Consider the following 17,604-nt stretch of genomic DNA (forward strand, 5'->3'; position numbering starts at 1 on the left):
ATTCTTTGAGGTTTTTTTGTATTTTTAATTTTAAAAACTAATTAACAATGAAAAAGATAACCATGAACATTAATTTTGAGAAAACCCTGCTCTTAATCCTCATTTGTCTTACATCTGCTTTATGGAGCCAGAAACGTACCGAACCATTTACTATAAGCCTTCCCAGCCACAAAGTAGAGAAGAGCTACTATAAAACGATAACACTTATTGATAAAAGAGAAGATACTACTTCTTTAGGAATTGTACAGCAGGGAATGCTGAATGCCAAAGCTAAAGTGATTCCCACCTCCAGTATATCAAGCCAATTTCAAAGTATCCTGAACAGCATCAATGGAGATGATACCGAAGATGGAACGATGGTTCTGTACCTGAAACAATTATACTTTGCGGAGGTTACTGCCAAACTCAGCGAGCATGGCTACTGCTATTTTCAGGGGTTTCTGTTTTCAAAAAACAGTGATGGAACTTACTCTTTGATGGATCAGACCGATACAGTAATTGATATCAAAGCAACTGATGTTACCACAAAAACACTTGAAAAAGGAAGCGAAATGCTCGTAGATTTCATCAGTAAAAACGCATCTAAAAAGCTAGAAACAACCAATTCTTATACCATTGAACAAGTAAAGAACTTTGATAATACCGCCAAGCAGTCAATCAGTTTTTACAATTCACCTCAACTGAAAGATGGAGTATATAAAAACTATAACTCTTTAAAGAATCAACAGCCGGACCAAGAAATCGCAAATGTCAAATTCTACGGTAATGCTCCAAAAATTGTAAGAATCTATGAAATGGCAGACGGCAAAGAAAAAGAAATCAAAAAAGACAATATCTATGCTATCGTGTATAAAGGAGAACCATACATCTACCTTTCCATAGAAAACCTTTTTACCAAGGCAGTAAAAAGAGATAATGATTATTATTTTATTGGTAAAATAAGGTCGAATCCCAATGCGGGAAGTATGATGCTGACTGGAGCTGCATTCTTTGGTGCCATTGGTGTTCTGATTATGAGCAATCCAGCCTATCCTTTTGAAATGAAGATAGATTACTTCAATGGTGGATTTGTTCCGATCAAAGAAATTCAAAACAAAAATTATTAACCCACAAAATCTCCTTACTTTTGGGAGATTTTTATTTTTAAAATGAAACCAAAAGCTTTATTCAACTGGAGCAGCGGAAAAGATTCTGCGCTTGCTCTTTATAAAATACTACAGGCAGATCAATATGAAATTTCTACTTTGCTTACAAGTATTAATGAAGAATTTCAAAGGATTTCCATGCATGGTGTTCATGTTTCTCTGTTGGAAAAACAGACCGAAAGCCTCGGGATTTCGTTAATTAAAATGGAGCTTCCTAAAGAACCATCAATGGAAGAATACCAGCAAATCATGAGCAAAACAATGGCCGGAATTCAGGCTCAGGGGATTACCCATTCCGTTTTTGGTGATATTTTCCTGGAAGATCTGCGAAAATACAGGGAAGACCAATTAAATGCCATCGGTATGAAGGCTCTATTTCCCCTCTGGAAACAAGATACCTCCAACCTCATCCATGAATTTTTAGAGCTTGGTTTTAAAACCATTGTAACCTGTGTAAACGGAACTTATCTGGATAAAAGCTTTGCAGGACGAATCATTGATCAGAAATTTATAGATGATCTTCCTGAAAATGTAGATCCATGCGGAGAAAACGGTGAGTTTCACACCTTCACTTTTGATGGACCTATTTTCAAAAATCCGGTACACTTTGAAATCGGGGAAACAGTTAAAAAAACTTATCCTAAACCTAAAACCTCTGCTGAAGAAGAAGACGGCGAATATGTTTTCTGGTTTTGTGATCTGCTGTCAAAATAAGCCTGTGGATAAATCTTCACAGGCTTTTCAATAGATTATTGTATTTCAGTAATGATTTCATTCATCAGATCAAATACCTGTCTGATATCGTTTTCACTAGTCATCCAGTTTACAAAAGCAGCTCTTACTCCTTTATGCTGATTATAAAAAGTAGGGGTCATAAAGACTTTTCCTGTATTATTTAGCTTTTCAAGAAATCGTCCTACCGCATCCTGCTTTGCATCATCTTTCAATGTAAAGCAAACTGTGTTCAGTCTTACCGGAGCCAGCAGTTTAAAATCATGACTGTTTTCAATCAGCTGTCCAAACTGTTTCGCCCATGATATATTCTTATCCACAATCTCCTGATACCCCTTTTTACCATAAGCCATAAGAGAGAACCATGCAGGAAGCGCCTTTAATCTTCTTGAGTTTTCAGGAAGGAAATTTAAATAGTTGAAATTATCCAACGGATCTCCCAGATAAGGGGCATTTGAATTCTGAAAAGTTTCTATCTGTAAAATTTTATATTGCTCTTTAATGAAAAATACGGCACTTTCATAAGGTACATTCAGCCATTTGTGACAATCTACTGTGATACTGTCGGCATATTCCCAACCTTCCACAAGATGATGATGGGTTTCTGAACAAGCTGCAAAACCACCAAAAGCGGCATCGATGTGCCACCAGAAATTGTATTTTTCTTTTAATTTGCTGATCGCTTTGAAATCATCAAAATCCACCGTATTTACTGTTCCTCCACTTGAAATCAATATAAATGACTCCCCATCAAGCTTTAGAATATTTTCTTCCAGATCCTTGATATGGATGGCTTCCCGGTTTCCTTCTTCCGTTTTAATCTTAATAATATTGGCGCTTCCCAGTCCTAATAATGACAATGATTTTATAGAAGAAGAGTGAGGAGTCGCTGTGAGTATCTTTACTGTTCCCGAAATGCCTTCTTTCGCAATATCTCTTCCCTGCTCTTTTCCCAGCCATTGACGGCCCACAGCCAAACAGGTAAAATTAGACATTGTAGCTCCTGATACAAAACCACAAAAGAAACTTTCCGGAAGCTTAAGAAGTTTTAGCAAAAGCTGTACGGTTTCCATTTCTATGGTTGCGGAAATATCTCCCTGTCCTTTTACAGACTGGGTATTCTGATCATAAACCGTCGCCAGCCAGTCACCAGCTACCGATGCCGGTGTAGCACCTCCCGTCACAAATCCCCAGTATCGGGGCCCTCCGGAACCCACCATGATCGGTTCAAATTTTTCGTTGAAAATCCGCAAAGCCTCTTCTGCTCCTAATCCTGATTCCGGGAGTTCCTGTTTTTCCAATAGAGTGTTTAGATTGTTATTGATTACCGATGTTGATCTGTCTTCAATAGAGTTCAGATAATCCGTTCCCTGTTCTTTGATGATATTCAGCAGGTATCCGATGTTTGCTGAATCATTTTTCAAGTGTTCATTCATACTTTGTGATACATTTCTATATCAAATGTATTAAAAATACCTGCTAAAGAATTATTAAATTTAATATTAAATTGATCCAAAGCCCGTCCTAGCACGCAATTTGCATCCCTAAATGCTCCTGGATATTTTAGTATCTTTAAGGGTAACAACCATCATATAAAAATACAACACCTGTGATCAAAAATTTAGTATTCCTGACTCTATTCTGTTTTTTATTTTCCTGTACAACAACTGAGGCTCCAAAGGCTTCTCCTGTTGATAAAAAAGCCATTATCGATTCTACTGTTGCCGCTTTTCAGAAAACACTTTTAGAACAACAGATTGATTCTGCTTTCAAAAAGTACCATTTCAATGGAAGTATTGCTGTTTTTAAAGACACCATATCCCTTTACAGAAGAGAAAACGGATATTCTGATTTTAAAAAGAAAACTAAAATTGACAGTAATACCATTTTTGCCATAGGTTCTGTAAGCAAGCAGTTTACCGCTGTTTTGGTATTACTTCAAATGGAACAGGGAAAACTGAACGTGACAGATAAAGTTTCAAAATATTTAAAGGAATTCCAGATCAAAGAATATGAAAACATTACAATTCATCAGCTATTGAACCATACTTCAGGGTTAAATATGGTGGGAGGAAAGCTTATGTTTAAAAGCGGTTCTGACTTCTTCTATTCCAACGACGGATTCAATACCCTTGGAAAGATTGTGGAAAAAGTTTCCGGAAGATCATATGCTGAAAACGTTCAGGAACTTTTTCAAAAAGCAGGAATGAACCATTCTTCAACCGGAGATACTTTTAAAGGAAATAACTTTGCCAGTGCTTATCTCGGTACACCTGCTAGATTTCAGGAAGTTCCCAATATGCCGAAAAGATTAGGCGGACAGGAAATAGGAACTCCGGCTGGTGGAATATTATCCACTATTCAGGATCTTCATTCATGGAACAATGCTTTGTATGGTGGGAAAATTTTAAAACCAGAAACGCAGAAGCTATTCATGGCAAAAAGCGCAGAAAGACGTCATGCAATCTTTGGAAAGATGGGCTACGCTTACGGCATCATGCTTAATATTGGCCAACCCAATTCTTATTTCCACAGCGGTTATATAAAAGGTTCCCCTTCATTAAATATCTATTATCCCGACACCAAAACTTCAGTAATCATCCTTTCTAATATTGCCGATGAAGAAAAGGGAAAAGGAGTTATCTTCAGACCTCATATTGAAGTAAAAAAGATTACAGATCATCTTGAGAACACTCTTACGCAACTAAGATCACAACACTAGTTGAATAACGTGCTATTTATGCGGGTTTAAGGAATTCCTGCATTTTCACTAAATTCTTTTTGTGTTCCATAAAATTGAATACAGCAAAAACAAGTGCCGTCTGCAATATGAAAGGGAAGATCAATGTAATTAAGGTCAGAGCAACTTCAGAATGATTGTGTTCTCTGAAAAACTGATAAGCATAAGTCCCGTTCTTCATTACAATCTGTACCATTGAAGAAGCACAAACAACCAATAATCCTATATTCTGCTGATACATTGTATAAAGGCTTTTTTCCTTGTATTTGAAATCTGCTTTCAGGTATTTCCAGATCTTATAATTAAAAACCAATATCAATACTGATCCCAATAAAAATGATCCGTTAAGCAGTTTAAAAAATATATTATAAACTTCCTGGTTTTGTGCTGTAAAAATCAGCAATAAATTAATTCCTAAAGCCAGCAATCCTATTATTAAAGATTTTCTGAAAAGTCCGGCATATTTTTCCTGTATAATCTTTTTGGCAATCAAAGGGATTGTCGTTGGATAGAATAGCAGATAGTTAACTAATTTAAATTCTCCACTCCAGGATTCTTTTATCTGTAAGAAAGCTTCCTCGAAACTGATATTCTCTTTATACTGAAGATCTGAAATCTGGCTGATCATATGGTCTCTGATTTCTACCAGAATATCCAATGAGAGCTGTTGAGCTACCAGATAATCTGTAATTTTATTTTCCTGTTCCTCCGTTATCATAAATTGAATATGGTTTGTAGGTTTAATAAGTAGCTTTTCATCTCAGTCTCTTTTTCTTCCTGTTTTTTTTTCCCTTTTTCAGTCAGCAGATAATATTTACGGTCTCTTCCGTTGATTTTCTGAATTTCAGAAATAATCATTCCGTCACCCTCCAGTTTGTGCAATAATGGATAAAGTGCTCCTTCCGTCATTTCAAGCTCACCTTCCGTGAGTTCTTTTGCCCTTTGAGTAATCTGATATCCGTACATTTTGATTTCTTTTGAAAGAAGCTTCAAAATAATATTCTGCAGGGTACCTTTATAAAGACTATTCTTTTTCATAGAATGATTTATACATTGCAAACATATGCATAATTTTCTTATGTATATAAATTTAATGTAAAAACTTTTAATTTGTCTTATGAAAAAAATGTACTTCATAGCCATTTATCCTCCTCAGGAGATTATTGAAGAAATAAAAGCCTTTAAAAGAGATCTGGTAATGAATTATGCCAATTCCAAGGCTTTGAAAAATGAAGCCCATATTACACTATTCCCTCCCTTTTCCAGAGAAATTGAAATGGAGGACGATATTCATATTGCTTTTCAGAAGATCAATACGGAAATCAACCCTTTTGAAGTAGAACTGGATGGCTTTGGAAGCTTTCCTAATCCTAAAAATCCTGTACTCTATATTCAGCCAAAAGCAAATATTCATTTAACTGAGCTTTATCATAGGGTAAAAGAGTATTTTAATTTTGTCCCTTATTCTTTTAGCCCACATATGACTGTAGGCTACAGAGATCTGAGTTGGGAAAATTATCTTAAAGCCTGGGAAAAATATGAAACAAAGGATTATAAAACTAAATTCTTAGTTGATAAAATAATACTTCTCCGCCACGATGGACAATGGGTGCCTATAGCAGAAAAAAAACTGGAAAAATAAAACCGGCTGCAGGAGCCGGTTAAGTTCAAATTTATTCTTTTATGATTTTCTGAGAGAGAATCAGATTTTTGTTTTCTTTTACATTCAGCAGATAAGTACCTGCCGGAAAGTTTTTAATATCAATTCTTATCCCGGCATCTTTGAATTCAAATCTGGATGGAATCAATTTTCCAGAAGTATCATAGATTTCTATTTTTACATCTTTTGAAAAATCCTGTTTCCCTTTAATGAAAAATTCACCATCTGTAGGATTCGGATAAATACTGAAACGTCTTTCTTCAGCTTTTACTTCTGAAAGTTTAAGAGTTGATTTACTCAGAGTCCAGGAAACATTGGTAACATGAAGGGTGCTGTGATTATCAACTTTTAAAAGCGGGTTATTATCTACGACCGAAAATGTCAAAGTATTATTTCCATTGTTAAGTTGTCCGGGAGTAATGGTAACACTATTTCCTGTAGCCCCCAAAGCTGTTCCATTTAATGTCCAGGTGTTGACCAATGTATTAGGAATAGGAAGAATTTCAGTGACCGTGAAAGTAACATTTGATGTGGCATCTACTGAAGTGTTATTTGCCGGTGTATAGGAATCTACAGGAGACACTAAACTATGGATTTTTTCGATAATTGCTTCTTTGCATACGGAGCAAAACTGCTGGTTAAGATATCTCATCTCACAACTCTGATGCGGACGGAACCAGGTTGGGCTTTCAGCATGAGCATAGACACCTACCCCGTTTAATCCTATCCAATTTTTCCATTTGATCGTCGCAGGATTGGAGTTTTGGGTTTTATTTGCGGATTCCAATGTACCTGAAAACCAATATTCATCAGCTAATTTACCAAAGGAATGTCCTAGCTCATGTACCACAATTTCATTAGAAGAACCATTTAAGGAAGCAAAGGCATAGGTACCTCCACAACCTCCGTATTCCGTAGAATTACCCAATACATAGGTGATATCATAATCCGGGATATTGGCCGCCAAAACCTGCCCTACCTTATTGGTTGTATTACTGTATATACATCTGTGAACTCCAACATCGAAGGTAGAACCAAGATAGTTATTGGGATTGGTTACAGGAATTACGGGTTCAGTAACATCTGTGGCAGTTCCCGGGTGCTTCACTCCTGATTCTGTAGAAATAACTTTTACCGCATAGGCATTAAAGTAATTTTTATATTCTGTATAGGGACTTTTTGTAAAAAGATAGTTGACTGTATTCTGAGCTGATGTCGTGAAAGCAGCCTGCTGAGCAGCGGTAAAGCCGTCTCCTAAAACAGCAATCACTACCCGCTTACTGTTGTCTCCGTTCTGTAAAAGAGGAACAGTCTCAAATGACTGGGCAAAACAGCTGCTTCCTATTAAAAGGGATAATAAAACTTTTTCCATAATTATAGTTTTTGTGTGAATAATAGTTGTGCTCCATCATCAGTTGCCTTTTCAATCTTTATAGTCTGAACATTTTCAGAATAGGAAAAACGGGCACTGAATTCCGCGCTTTGAAGGGAAGCTTTATGTCGGGAAATACCTTCTTTTTCATACACTTCCAATTCAGGATTAAAAGGATCTTTTACAAGCTGTTTGGCAACTTCTTTCCCACCAGACTCTGTTAATGTGATGATAAGATCTCCCTTATCCACTCCATTTCTTTCAAAATAAGGGGTGTGTTTCAACCTGCCATCTGTAATTTTAGAACTTTGCAGGGTAATTTTTGCATTTCCTGATTGATCTTTATCTGCCTTGAAAAACAAATAAATAATCCTATCGCCTTTTCTTGCCACAGTTTCTGAAAGCGATTGCCTTTTTTGAGTTAATCCATTTTCTTTCTGAAAGCTGCAGAACAGAAAAACAGGAACAATGAGTACATTAAATACATTTTTCATAATCATTTTTGTTTAAAGTTACTAAAGTTTTAAATATGAACGAAAATCATTGCAAATACTTTTTTCAGCTTAAAACACAGAAAGTCCTATCTTTGGGGCAATGATTTCAGAGAAAATAATTTTAGGTATTGACCCGGGAACAGCTGTGATGGGGTTTGGCATTATCTCCGTAAAAAAAGGAAAAATGGAGATGGTTTCTATCCATGAACTGATCTTAAAAAAATATCCCAACCACGAAACAAAGCTCAAATATATTTTTGAAAGAACGCTGTCTCTCATCGATGAGTTTCATCCTGATGAAGTTGCTCTTGAAGCTCCTTTCTTTGGAAAAAACGTACAGAGTATGCTTAAACTTGGCCGTGCACAGGGAGTTGCCATGGCTGCCAGCCTTTACAGAAATATCCCTATCACCGAATATTCTCCGAAAAAAATTAAAATGGCCATCACCGGAAACGGAAACGCCAGTAAAGAACAGGTGGCAGGGATGCTTCAGAATCTTCTTAATTTAAAAGAATTCCCTACCAAATACCTGGATGCCTCTGACGGGCTTGCCGTTGCCGTATGTCATCATTTTAATTCCGGAACAATAGCAGATACCAAATCATATTCCGGATGGGATAGTTTTTTGAAACAGAATCCTGATAGATTGAAGTGATCTTGATCTTCTCCTTGAAAATTTCAAAAAAGTAAATTTAATCGTCTTAAAAACAGTTTTTTACGAAAACACATTCAATTACTTGGTAAAACATAATACTATCTTTTACATTGGTATGATTTTTAGTATTACCTTTGTATAAATTTTCAGTTATGAAAACAAACCAACAAACTATAAATCAAGGGACTCATAAAATAAACTGGTTCCAAAAGTTTCTGATGGTGTGTTCCGGCGGGAACATCCATATCTTAAGAAAGACTCCGAGTGAATGGAATAAATTTTCAGGGATTGGAGGGATTGTACTTTTCACTGCAGTATTTGCCACTTTATCTGCAGGCTACGCGATGTATACCGTTTTTGACAACATTTGGGCAGCTGTAGGATTTGGAATTCTTTGGGGATTGATGATTTTTAATCTTGACCGTTATATCGTTTCTTCCATTAAAAAAACAGGAACATGGTGGAATCAGATTCTGATGGCTATTCCCCGTCTTATCCTAGCCACATTTTTAGGGATTATTATTTCTAAACCATTAGAGCTTAAAATTTTTGAGAAAGAGGTAAATAAACAGTTGAATACCATCATTCAAAGGAATAAAAAGCAGCTTCAGGGTGAAATGAATGGAAGGATTCTTCAACAGAGCGGCCCTTTTGAAACCGAAAAACAGCAGATTTCAGGAAAAATAGCACAGTATCAGAAATCCTATGATTCTGCTTCAGTAGAACTTGAAAAAGAAATTCTGGGAAAACAATCGGGTCTAACCAGTGGAAAAGAGGGTTACGGACCGAATGCTAAACGTAAACAGGAATTAAAAGAGCAACGCAGACAGGATCTTGAGAATTATCAAAAACAAGCTGCTCCCAGACTGGAATATTTAGACAAAGAAATATCCAAGGTATATACGAATCTGGAAACAGAAAGAAAATCTACAGAGACTTTTGAGGACAAATTCAATGGGTTTGCAGCAAGACTTCAGGCACTGGATGAACTGGGTAAGAATTCAGCGATTATAGGATTGGCAGCAGCTTTTATTATGGGACTGTTCATCTGTCTTGAAATCTCTCCGGTTCTGGTAAAATTAATTTCTCATATAGGGCCTTACGATTATCTTTTAGAAAAAACAGAAAATGATTTCAGGTTGTATTCCAAAGAGAAAATTGAAAAAGGAAACGCTCTGACAGATTTCAGAATTGAAGATTTTAAGGATAATCTGAAAAATTAATGATCATCTGCATTGGCAATTTAAACATTAGAGAAAAAATCTATAAAAAATTAATATTTCATTAATAAAATCTACCTTTCGTTAAATTAATGAAAGGTTTTTATTTTTATCATTGATTATATGTGAAATATTTTCTAATTTTATATTACTTAAAATCTTGTCATCATGAAAAATTTATTTCTTGTATGTACACTGCTGATCTGCGGTGCATTTGCCCCTGCTTTAAAAGCTCAGGCATCAGAACCATTTTTAGGGCAAATAGCCTTTGTACCTTATAATTTTGCACCAAAATACTGGGCAGAATGTAATGGGCAGATCCTGCCTATCGCTCAAAATCAAGCACTTTTTTCATTGTTAGGAACTACTTATGGAGGAAATGGAACAACCACATTTGCTTTACCCGATATGAGGGGAAGAGTTCTTGTTCATAACGGACAGGCTCCTGGAGGGCCAACAAGCTACACTATGGGAGAAACCGGCGGAACTGAAAGTGTAACATTATTGATAACACAAATGCCAGCTCACAATCATACTGTAAATGCCGTAACAGCGGAGGGAAATCAAAATTCACCAACAAATAATCTTCCGGCAGACACCAAAATTCTCGATAAAGAATATTCCGACGCAGCGGCCAATACTACGATGAAAAGCACAATGGTAGGAAACACAGGAGGAAGCCAGCCTCATGAAAACAGACCTCCCTTTATCACGCTGAAATGCATCATTGCATTGGCCGGAGTTTTCCCATCACAAAATTAACGGTTATGAAAATTCTTTACTTATTATGTCTGCTCGCCGGAAGCTCAGCTTTTGCACAGACCATAACGTTTAATGGATGTCCTAATCTGTTTAGCAGCCCGCCGAATACATATACTTTTAACAAAACCGGAGTAGATGCTTTTAACAAAAATATTTATATGACGACCCCTATTGACGGCGGACAAGATTGTGATGGATTAGGCACCTGTGAATTTAAAATCCAATGGAACAACACCCTTACAAGATGGGAATTTCTTGGTGATGAAGGCAATGGAACTTTTACGACTCCTTATTTGATCTATTATAATTCAACAGGAAACAATTCTGTTCCGATACCACCAGGCAACAGCGTCGGAACCTGGGTTGAAAATACAGTAATGACTAACGGACAATGTGGCGGAAACCTTACTGCGGTAAATTCCACCATGACGGGTGACGTACAGACCACAACATTGGGAACTTCAGATCTTTCTCAACATAAAATCCAGATCTTCCCGAACCCTGTGACAGATTTCATTCGTATTTCCGGCATTGATGACGGATTATCTATCCAAATTTATAATATGGACGGACGACTTGTAAAAACTGAAATGTTTGATTCAAAAATTGATGTCTCACAACTTATTCCAGGTGGTTATATATTAAAAATAAATACCAGGAATTTCCAAACTCATCAATTTAAATTCGTGAAAAAATAAACTACTATTTTACAGGAACACATCTTTGAAGCTTTCGGAATTACCGGAAGCTTTTTATTTTTGATGATAAGGAACATTTATTGTATGAACTGTAGCATGCCTTCAAGTGTTGTACATCATTTCATCTATTTCCCGGATACTGAAATATTGAGGATTATATATCAGTCAGGAGCGGTTTATGACTATTTTAAAGTACCCTCTGATATCATAGAAAAGTTCGGAAAGGCAAAATCTAAAGGACAGTTCCTGAACAAAGTCATAAAGCCCAGATTTAAATACATTAGAATTGAATAAAAAAATGTCCCCATTGAAATGGAGACATTTATATTATTTTAAAATTTGATCAATTTATTTGATGATCAATTTTGAAGTTTTAGAGTCTTTTCCGTTAGAAACCTGAATCATATATACTCCTTTTCCTAACTGCTGATCTACTTTGAAAATACCATTTCCTTCTTCAGTTGCAGACGGGCTTGCTACCAATCTTCCTGCCATATCAGAAATAGAAACTTTCAGGTTTTTACCATTTTTAGCTTTAATGAAGATTTTATCTCCGGTTGCTACCGGGTTAGGATACACTGTCAAATCACTATTATCAGCTTTCACTTCGTTTGTTCCTAAGTTAGTAACAAATTTCACTGTATAATCTTCAACCTGTCCGTACATTAATTGTCCACAAGGGGTCATGCTAGGATTCTCATCATCTACAAGAACTCTCATTCTTAATGGAGTATTCAATACCGTTGAAGCTGGAGCTGTAATTGTAGTACTGTAAGTACCTATTTCTGTAGCTGGATCTGCTATAATATTATCAGCAGAAGCTACAAGTTCAGAAGCTTCAAACGTTCCATTATTATTATAGTCAATCCAAACTCTTATTTCATTATTTGAACCTGATACATTTACCTGAAGGTTATGTGTTCCCGTTGATGAAAGTTCAGTTGATGTAGCTTTCAGGCAGCTTGCTCCTGTATAGTCTTCATAAAAACTAGCATTATTATGCCAATATCCAGTAGTTGCATTATTAATACTTCCCAGTTTTACAAGAGTTGGTCCTACAAAATAATCATCTGCTGTAGTAATACCTGCGGGATTACATGTTGCAGCAATAGGCGTTCCAATCGCAGCAGCAGTAGATGGAGCTGTTCCTCCTAATGAAGAACTCAAAGATCCTCTCATTAAAAAGAAGTAAAGAGCAGCCCTGTCATGCTGTCCATTGGTAAACTTAAATGCTATTGGATTGGTATAATTCATCATGTTATACTGTACTCCCTGATAGTTTGCTCCTGTACAATAATTCATATCATTGTTAGTAGGTGCAGGATCATTCAGTAAGCTTCTTGATCTTTCTGTATCACATACCTGATCATCATCTTTATTACAATCATTATAAGTCATCGCCGGGCAGTAGGTAGTAGAAGTAGTACCTTGTGGCGGTTGAGCGTTAGCATTACCAAATGTATGAAGTAATCCCATACTATGTCCAAATTCGTGTGCTAATGTAATATCATCCTGTAAAGTAACTACAAAAGATTTCATAAACGATTCGTAGTTATCATCAGAATTTTGAGGCAGACCTGCCCATCCCATAATACCATATGTTCCACCACCATCTACTTTATTCATAATATAAATATTAAAGTAAGATGCCTCAGACCAGTGCGGAGCAATTGATTTAATCTGATCTGTAGTAACACCATTTGTACCACTACGTTTCACCCCATAAGTATCATATCCTGTAAGAGCTCCCCCGTTATATCTAACAATACCTGTAGTAGCATTACAGTTAGGATCCCTTTTAGCCAACACCAATTTAATCGGCATTGTAGCTGCAGTACCAAAATCTGCGGGAATTCCCTGAGCCCACTGATAAGTACCTGCATACATTTGATTGCAATGATCCAACCACGCCTGAATTTGTGCATCACTCTTATTATAAGTAGTTCCAATAGCAGCTCCTGTAGGTGCTATTACGTGTACTACAACAGGAATTTCATAAACTCCATTTACAATTTTGTATGCACTTCCACCTTTAGCAGTAGTATTTTGATTACTGCTAATAATTTTGTTACGCATATTGCGAACCATTTCATCAATTTCCGCATTCTGTTTCTGGTGTACTCTCTGTTCATTATCAAAGTCACACCATTCTTTTTTTTGCTGTGCTGATATTGAAAGGGATAGTAGCAATGCCCCACAAAGGATAGTTTTCTTCATTACAATAATTTAAAAAAATTAAACAAGTTGAAAATTCATTAATTTCACATATCAATCAACAATATTTATCATCAAAACCAATGTAAAATTTTAAATTTCACTTCAGTTAGTAGAAAAAAGTTCATTATTGTTACATTTTTAAACCAAAATAAAATTAACATCACTTCAAACTACTATCACTTTATTTAAATTTTCCTTAAAAAAAATACACAGAATAAAGAGAAATATATAATTTTAAAAACCAAACATATAAAAGCAAATTACTATTAATCAATAAGTTAAAATACAAATACAAAATAAAAAAACCGCACTAATTGTGCGGTTTTTAATATATAAATTCAATTATAATTTTATAAAGAATAATTCGGAGCCTCCTGTGTAATAATTACATCATGAGGGTGGGATTCTTTCAATCCGCTTCCTGTAATCATTACCAGTTTAGAATCTCTTTGCAGTGTTTCAATATCCTTAGATCCACAGTATCCCATACCGGCTCTTAGACCTCCTGTCAACTGGAAAATTACATCTTCCAATTTTCCTTTATGCGGAACCCTTCCTTCGATTCCTTCCGGAACGAATTTTTTAGCTTCACTTTGGAAATATCTCTCTTTGCCTCCTCTCTTCATAGCAGAAAGACTTCCCATACCTTGGTAAGACTTGAATTTTCTTCCCTGGAAAATAATTTCTTCCCCTGGTGCTTCATCTGTACCCGCTAAAAGAGAACCAAGCATTACTGCTCCTGCTCCACTTGCAATCGCTTTAACAATATCTCCTGAAAGTTTGATTCCACCATCAGCAATTACCGTTACATTTTGTGACTTAGCATATTCGTAAACGTTATAGATCGCAGATAACTGAGGAACCCCTACTCCTGCAACTACTCTTGTTGTACAGATAGAACCCGGGCCTACTCCAACTTTCAGTACGTTAGCTCCAGCTTTAATAAGGTCTTTAGCAGCTTCTGCAGTTACAATATTTCCACCTACAACATCAAGGTTTGGATATGCTTTTCTGATTTCTGAGATTTTATCTAAAACTCCTTTAGAATGACCGTGAGCTGAATCAATTGCTACAATATCAACTCCTGCCTGTACCAAAGCCTCAATTCTTGCCAATGTATCTTCTCCTACTCCTACTCCTGCTCCTACGATAAGACGACCATTCTGGTCTTTATTAGCGTTTGGATATTCCAATTGATTATCAATATCCTTGATCGTGATTAATCCTACAAGCTTATTATCTTTATCTACAATAGGAAGTTTTTCAACTCTGTTTTTAAGAAGGATTTCTTTTGCCTTTTCAAGGTTGGTATCTTTGTCTGAAGTGATCAGATTTTCTTTGGTCATGATCTCTTCCACTTTCATATCAAGGTTTTCCTGATATTTTACATCTCTGTTGGTAATAATTCCGATCAGAACATTATTAGGATCTACCACCGGAAGACCGGAAATCTTATATCTTGACATAAGATCTCTAGCTTCACCTAAAGTATGATCTTTAGATAATGTAACCGGATCTGAGATCATTCCGTTTTCGGAACGCTTTACACGGTTTACCTGAGCTGCCTGCTCATCGATCGTCATGTTTTTGTGGATAAAACCTAATCCTCCAACTCTTGCTAAAGCAATAGCCAGATCAGCTTCAGTAACAGTGTCCATCGCAGCGGAAACTATCGGAACATTCAGCGTGATTTTGTCGGTAAGTCTTGATTTTAATGAAACCTGGTTAGGTAAAACTTCTGAATAAGAAGGGACTAGAAGAACGTCATCGAAAGTGATGGCTGTCTCTACAATTTTGTTATGAATAGACATCTTTACTTTCTTTGCAAAATTAGGTTATTTTAGTGAGATATGAAAATCCTTTTTAATAGTTTAAATAAAATTTAATAATCAATAACTTAAATCGAAAAAACCGTTCTTTTATCAGAACGGTTACGGTACAAAATAATTGAATATGTAGAAACTACTTGTTAAATCTGATTAAACTGGTTGTTAAAAGGCTTACTTGACCTGGTTTTCATTTTCACCTAAATTATTTTTATGGATGTATAATGTATTAGTTTTTCCAGGCTGCGAAAGTTTTGAGATTAGTGCAAGGATTATTTAGCAGAAACTGAATTAATCATTTTTGAAATATCATCAGGAGTAAAGTTCCCTTTCACATCCACAAAAACCATATCCTGGCTATTGGAACCTACAGTGATCAGCATATTTTTAATAGCTTCTCCGTCTTGTTTTACCTTTATATTGACATTATCTCCATCGTGCTTAATGGTAGCCCATTCTTCGTAGTGATTATCACTCAAATATTGGCTATAATCATTCAGCATTTCCTTACTCCCGTTTGTTACGGTAAGAACTTTTATTTTTGAAGCTTTCTTTACCAGGTTGACTGTTTCCTCACTTTCTCCTTCTTCCCTTAACGCTTTCTTAATATACGATTTAGCAAGAGCCATAGGTACATTAATACTTGCAAACCGCGCTCCTTTGAAATCATATTTTGAATTTTGAAAAAAATCGATATTCGGCTTTTCTGATACAATACACGACTGAAGCATACCTATTGTCAGAATAGCTAGGAAAATGTTTTTAAGAGTCTTCATAGTTTAGTTTTTTATTTGATTTGTCTGAAACTTCCTCCTGAAATTTTATCTACTTTGGCATCCAGTTCAGGGTTTCCTCTCAATTTTACTGCCGCTCCAGATGAAACACTTACTTTCAGCTTATCTGTTACCAGTAAGGAAAGACTTGCTCCTGAAGTAGATTCTACCACTGCTGTAGTGATCTTAAGATCATCTGCTTTACAAGAGGCTCCACTGCTGATATCAATTACGGCAGAGGCTACCTCTCCGGATATGCTAACACTTGCGCCACTGGAAGTATCCAATGCAAGCTTTGGCGTTTTAATATCAACATCCAGTACAGATCCTGAGCTTACCTGCACTGCTGTAGCATCTTTTACATTGAATGTTCCTTTAATAATAGAACCAGAATCTGCTTCAATTGCCAAACTGTTTTCTGTAACCGGATTCACAGCTGTAAAGACACTTCCTGATGATGTTTTTATAGCGTTAATACTAGGTGCAGAAACATTAACATTAAGATTTTTAAATCTCAGGTTCCGAACTCCTTTATTGTCAACATATATTTTTAAAACTCCGTTTTCCACCTTTGTGATCACATATTGAAGCTTATCAGCATCCGCAATAACTTTTACACTTTTTGTATTTTCCTGTTTATAGGTAACATTTACTCCTACGCTGGCATCTATCTTGGAAAATTCACCCACATTTCTGTTATCTCCATTCAGGTAAGACGATGTATTACCCGAAGTAAGATCATTTCTCACGGAAGTTGTTACAGAAGAAGTGGTTGTTTCGCCGGAATTAATAATCTTGTTAACATCAGATAATTTCATTTTTCCATTAAGGATAAAAATAATATTTTCTTCTTTAGAATCAACATTGAACACCAAATTTTCAAGATAGTTATCTTTCTCATCTTCAGCCAGAAATTTCATAGAAGTTCCATCGCTGCTCATAGACATCAGCTCGTTGAAGTTTAATGATTTTAAGGCATCATTTATTCTCGCCGTTTTATCCTCGTTCATTTTTATATTGGCAAGATTCTCATCTTTTAAACGATCTGGGAAGGTAATTTTAGGAATAATTAAAATTTTAAGCCCATCCACATCGTTCAAAATCGGTTTTATTTTTCCGACATAGGCATCATCAACATCAATGGTATTCAATAGCTTGAACATCGGTTTTTTAATATTGATAGAGGTCACTCTACCCTTTTTTTCAAAATCCTGAAAAAGCTTGTCTAATTTCTCAGTCTGTGCAGAATAAGTTGCAAAGCTGCTTAGCATTACGGCTATTATAAAAAATATTTTTTTCATGGGATTGTT

At 35.9% G+C, this 17,604-nt stretch carries 18 protein-coding genes; 9 read left to right on the forward strand and 9 right to left on the reverse strand.

Annotation, left to right across the window (positions count from 1 at the left end; genetic code table 11):
- Positions 1-47 precede the first annotated feature (47 nt).
- Entirely contained in the window at positions 48-1,106 is a 1,059-nt protein-coding gene (locus KYG33_RS12645) for a hypothetical protein (RefSeq protein ID WP_219071851.1), read from the forward strand.
- Positions 1,107-1,148: 42 nt separating this feature from the next.
- A complete protein-coding gene (locus KYG33_RS12650; RefSeq protein WP_219071852.1) occupies positions 1,149-1,859 on the forward strand; it encodes a diphthine--ammonia ligase in 711 nt (236 codons plus the stop codon).
- Positions 1,860-1,894: 35 nt separating this feature from the next.
- On the opposite strand, the gene KYG33_RS12655 is transcribed toward KYG33_RS12650, so the two are convergent.
- The gene (locus KYG33_RS12655; RefSeq protein WP_219071853.1) at positions 1,895-3,313 is read right to left on the reverse strand and encodes a pyridoxal phosphate-dependent decarboxylase family protein; all 1,419 of its coding nucleotides are present in this window, start codon (positions 3,311-3,313) and stop codon (positions 1,895-1,897) included.
- 173 nt (positions 3,314-3,486) lie between these two features.
- Here KYG33_RS12655 and KYG33_RS12660 point away from each other — a divergent pair, with 173 nt between their 5' ends.
- Positions 3,487-4,599, forward strand: a complete 1,113-nt coding sequence (locus KYG33_RS12660) for a serine hydrolase domain-containing protein (RefSeq protein ID WP_077418783.1) — start codon at positions 3,487-3,489, stop codon at positions 4,597-4,599.
- A 16-nt stretch (positions 4,600-4,615) separates the two neighbouring features.
- Here the strand turns inward: KYG33_RS12660 and KYG33_RS12665 are convergent, their stop codons facing one another.
- Positions 4,616-5,335 (reverse strand): hypothetical protein, encoded by a 720-nt coding sequence (locus KYG33_RS12665; RefSeq protein ID WP_077418782.1) that lies wholly within the window; start codon positions 5,333-5,335, stop codon positions 4,616-4,618.
- Positions 5,332-5,655, reverse strand: a complete 324-nt coding sequence (locus tag KYG33_RS12670) for a PadR family transcriptional regulator (RefSeq protein ID WP_219071854.1) — start codon at positions 5,653-5,655, stop codon at positions 5,332-5,334. The genes KYG33_RS12665 and KYG33_RS12670 overlap by 4 nt, the downstream gene beginning before the upstream one ends.
- Before the next feature lie 79 nt (positions 5,656-5,734).
- Here KYG33_RS12670 and KYG33_RS12675 point away from each other — a divergent pair, with 79 nt between their 5' ends.
- A complete protein-coding gene (locus KYG33_RS12675; protein WP_180564713.1) occupies positions 5,735-6,259 on the forward strand; it encodes a 2'-5' RNA ligase family protein in 525 nt (174 codons plus the stop codon).
- A 31-nt stretch (positions 6,260-6,290) separates the two neighbouring features.
- Here KYG33_RS12675 and KYG33_RS12680 read toward each other — a convergent pair whose 3' ends face one another.
- Both KYG33_RS12680 and KYG33_RS12685 read right to left on the reverse strand, forming a co-directional pair.
- Complete coding sequence (locus KYG33_RS12680) at positions 6,291-7,649, reverse strand: M64 family metallopeptidase (protein WP_219071855.1); 1,359 nt, start codon at positions 7,647-7,649, stop codon at positions 6,291-6,293.
- A 2-nt stretch (positions 7,650-7,651) separates the two neighbouring features.
- Positions 7,652-8,143 carry a hypothetical protein gene (locus KYG33_RS12685; protein ID WP_139348585.1) on the reverse strand — a complete coding sequence of 164 codons (492 nt, stop codon included), beginning with the start codon at positions 8,141-8,143 and terminating at the stop codon, positions 7,652-7,654.
- A 100-nt stretch (positions 8,144-8,243) separates the two neighbouring features.
- On the opposite strand from KYG33_RS12685, the gene ruvC reads away from it, so the two are divergent.
- From ruvC to KYG33_RS12710, 5 genes are all read left to right on the forward strand, one after another.
- The gene (gene ruvC, locus KYG33_RS12690; RefSeq protein ID WP_077418778.1) at positions 8,244-8,798 is read left to right on the forward strand and encodes a crossover junction endodeoxyribonuclease RuvC; all 555 of its coding nucleotides are present in this window, start codon (positions 8,244-8,246) and stop codon (positions 8,796-8,798) included.
- A gap of 152 nt (positions 8,799-8,950) precedes the next feature.
- Complete coding sequence (locus KYG33_RS12695; protein WP_184557930.1) at positions 8,951-10,021, forward strand: DUF4407 domain-containing protein; 1,071 nt, start codon at positions 8,951-8,953, stop codon at positions 10,019-10,021.
- Positions 10,022-10,186: 165 nt separating this feature from the next.
- Positions 10,187-10,780, forward strand: coding sequence for a phage tail protein (locus tag KYG33_RS12700; RefSeq protein WP_219071856.1), 594 nt, complete (start codon positions 10,187-10,189; stop codon positions 10,778-10,780).
- A 5-nt stretch (positions 10,781-10,785) separates the two neighbouring features.
- Positions 10,786-11,478, forward strand: coding sequence for a T9SS type A sorting domain-containing protein (locus KYG33_RS12705; protein WP_077418775.1), 693 nt, complete (start codon positions 10,786-10,788; stop codon positions 11,476-11,478).
- An 84-nt stretch (positions 11,479-11,562) separates the two neighbouring features.
- Positions 11,563-11,772, forward strand: coding sequence for a KTSC domain-containing protein (locus KYG33_RS12710; RefSeq protein WP_257468771.1), 210 nt, complete (start codon positions 11,563-11,565; stop codon positions 11,770-11,772).
- Positions 11,773-11,826: 54 nt separating this feature from the next.
- On the opposite strand, the gene KYG33_RS12715 is transcribed toward KYG33_RS12710, so the two are convergent.
- The 4 genes from KYG33_RS12715 to KYG33_RS12730 form a co-directional block, all read right to left on the reverse strand.
- Positions 11,827-13,695, reverse strand: coding sequence for a GEVED domain-containing protein (locus tag KYG33_RS12715; RefSeq protein ID WP_077418773.1), 1,869 nt, complete (start codon positions 13,693-13,695; stop codon positions 11,827-11,829).
- Positions 13,696-14,045: 350 nt separating this feature from the next.
- The gene (gene guaB, locus KYG33_RS12720; RefSeq protein ID WP_077418772.1) at positions 14,046-15,506 is read right to left on the reverse strand and encodes an IMP dehydrogenase; all 1,461 of its coding nucleotides are present in this window, start codon (positions 15,504-15,506) and stop codon (positions 14,046-14,048) included.
- A 287-nt stretch (positions 15,507-15,793) separates the two neighbouring features.
- Complete coding sequence (locus KYG33_RS12725) at positions 15,794-16,297, reverse strand: DUF4252 domain-containing protein (protein ID WP_077418771.1); 504 nt, start codon at positions 16,295-16,297, stop codon at positions 15,794-15,796.
- Between the two features lie 11 nt (positions 16,298-16,308).
- Entirely contained in the window at positions 16,309-17,595 is a 1,287-nt protein-coding gene (locus tag KYG33_RS12730; protein ID WP_257468773.1) for a DUF4252 domain-containing protein, read from the reverse strand.
- Positions 17,596-17,604 lie beyond the last annotated feature (9 nt).

The sequence above is a fragment of the Chryseobacterium sp. D764 genome (assembly GCF_019317325.1).
Classification (GTDB): domain Bacteria; phylum Bacteroidota; class Bacteroidia; order Flavobacteriales; family Weeksellaceae; genus Chryseobacterium.

Bases quoted from the DNA above. Each gene is read 5' to 3' on its own strand.
- KYG33_RS12710 (WP_257468771.1), top strand. From the start codon at position 11,563: ATGAACTGTAGCATGCCTTCAAGTGTTGTACATCATTTCATCTATTTC.
- KYG33_RS12645 (WP_219071851.1), top strand. From the start codon at position 48: ATGAAAAAGATAACCATGAACATTAATTTTGAGAAAACCCTGCTCTTA.
- KYG33_RS12700 (WP_219071856.1), top strand. From the start codon at position 10,187: ATGAAAAATTTATTTCTTGTATGTACACTGCTGATCTGCGGTGCATTT.
- KYG33_RS12670 (WP_219071854.1), bottom strand. From the start codon at position 5,655: ATGAAAAAGAATAGTCTTTATAAAGGTACCCTGCAGAATATTATTTTG.
- KYG33_RS12685 (WP_139348585.1), bottom strand. From the start codon at position 8,143: ATGAAAAATGTATTTAATGTACTCATTGTTCCTGTTTTTCTGTTCTGC.
- KYG33_RS12675 (WP_180564713.1), top strand. From the start codon at position 5,735: ATGAAAAAAATGTACTTCATAGCCATTTATCCTCCTCAGGAGATTATT.
- KYG33_RS12650 (WP_219071852.1), top strand. From the start codon at position 1,149: ATGAAACCAAAAGCTTTATTCAACTGGAGCAGCGGAAAAGATTCTGCG.
- KYG33_RS12665 (WP_077418782.1), bottom strand. From the start codon at position 5,335: ATGATAACGGAGGAACAGGAAAATAAAATTACAGATTATCTGGTAGCT.
- KYG33_RS12655 (WP_219071853.1), bottom strand. From the start codon at position 3,313: ATGAATGAACACTTGAAAAATGATTCAGCAAACATCGGATACCTGCTG.
- KYG33_RS12725 (WP_077418771.1), bottom strand. From the start codon at position 16,297: ATGAAGACTCTTAAAAACATTTTCCTAGCTATTCTGACAATAGGTATG.
- KYG33_RS12680 (WP_219071855.1), bottom strand. From the start codon at position 7,649: ATGGAAAAAGTTTTATTATCCCTTTTAATAGGAAGCAGCTGTTTTGCC.
- KYG33_RS12715 (WP_077418773.1), bottom strand. From the start codon at position 13,695: ATGAAGAAAACTATCCTTTGTGGGGCATTGCTACTATCCCTTTCAATA.
- ruvC (WP_077418778.1), top strand. From the start codon at position 8,244: ATGATTTCAGAGAAAATAATTTTAGGTATTGACCCGGGAACAGCTGTG.
- KYG33_RS12730 (WP_257468773.1), bottom strand. From the start codon at position 17,595: ATGAAAAAAATATTTTTTATAATAGCCGTAATGCTAAGCAGCTTTGCA.
- guaB (WP_077418772.1), bottom strand. From the start codon at position 15,506: ATGTCTATTCATAACAAAATTGTAGAGACAGCCATCACTTTCGATGAC.
- KYG33_RS12705 (WP_077418775.1), top strand. From the start codon at position 10,786: ATGAAAATTCTTTACTTATTATGTCTGCTCGCCGGAAGCTCAGCTTTT.
- KYG33_RS12695 (WP_184557930.1), top strand. From the start codon at position 8,951: ATGAAAACAAACCAACAAACTATAAATCAAGGGACTCATAAAATAAAC.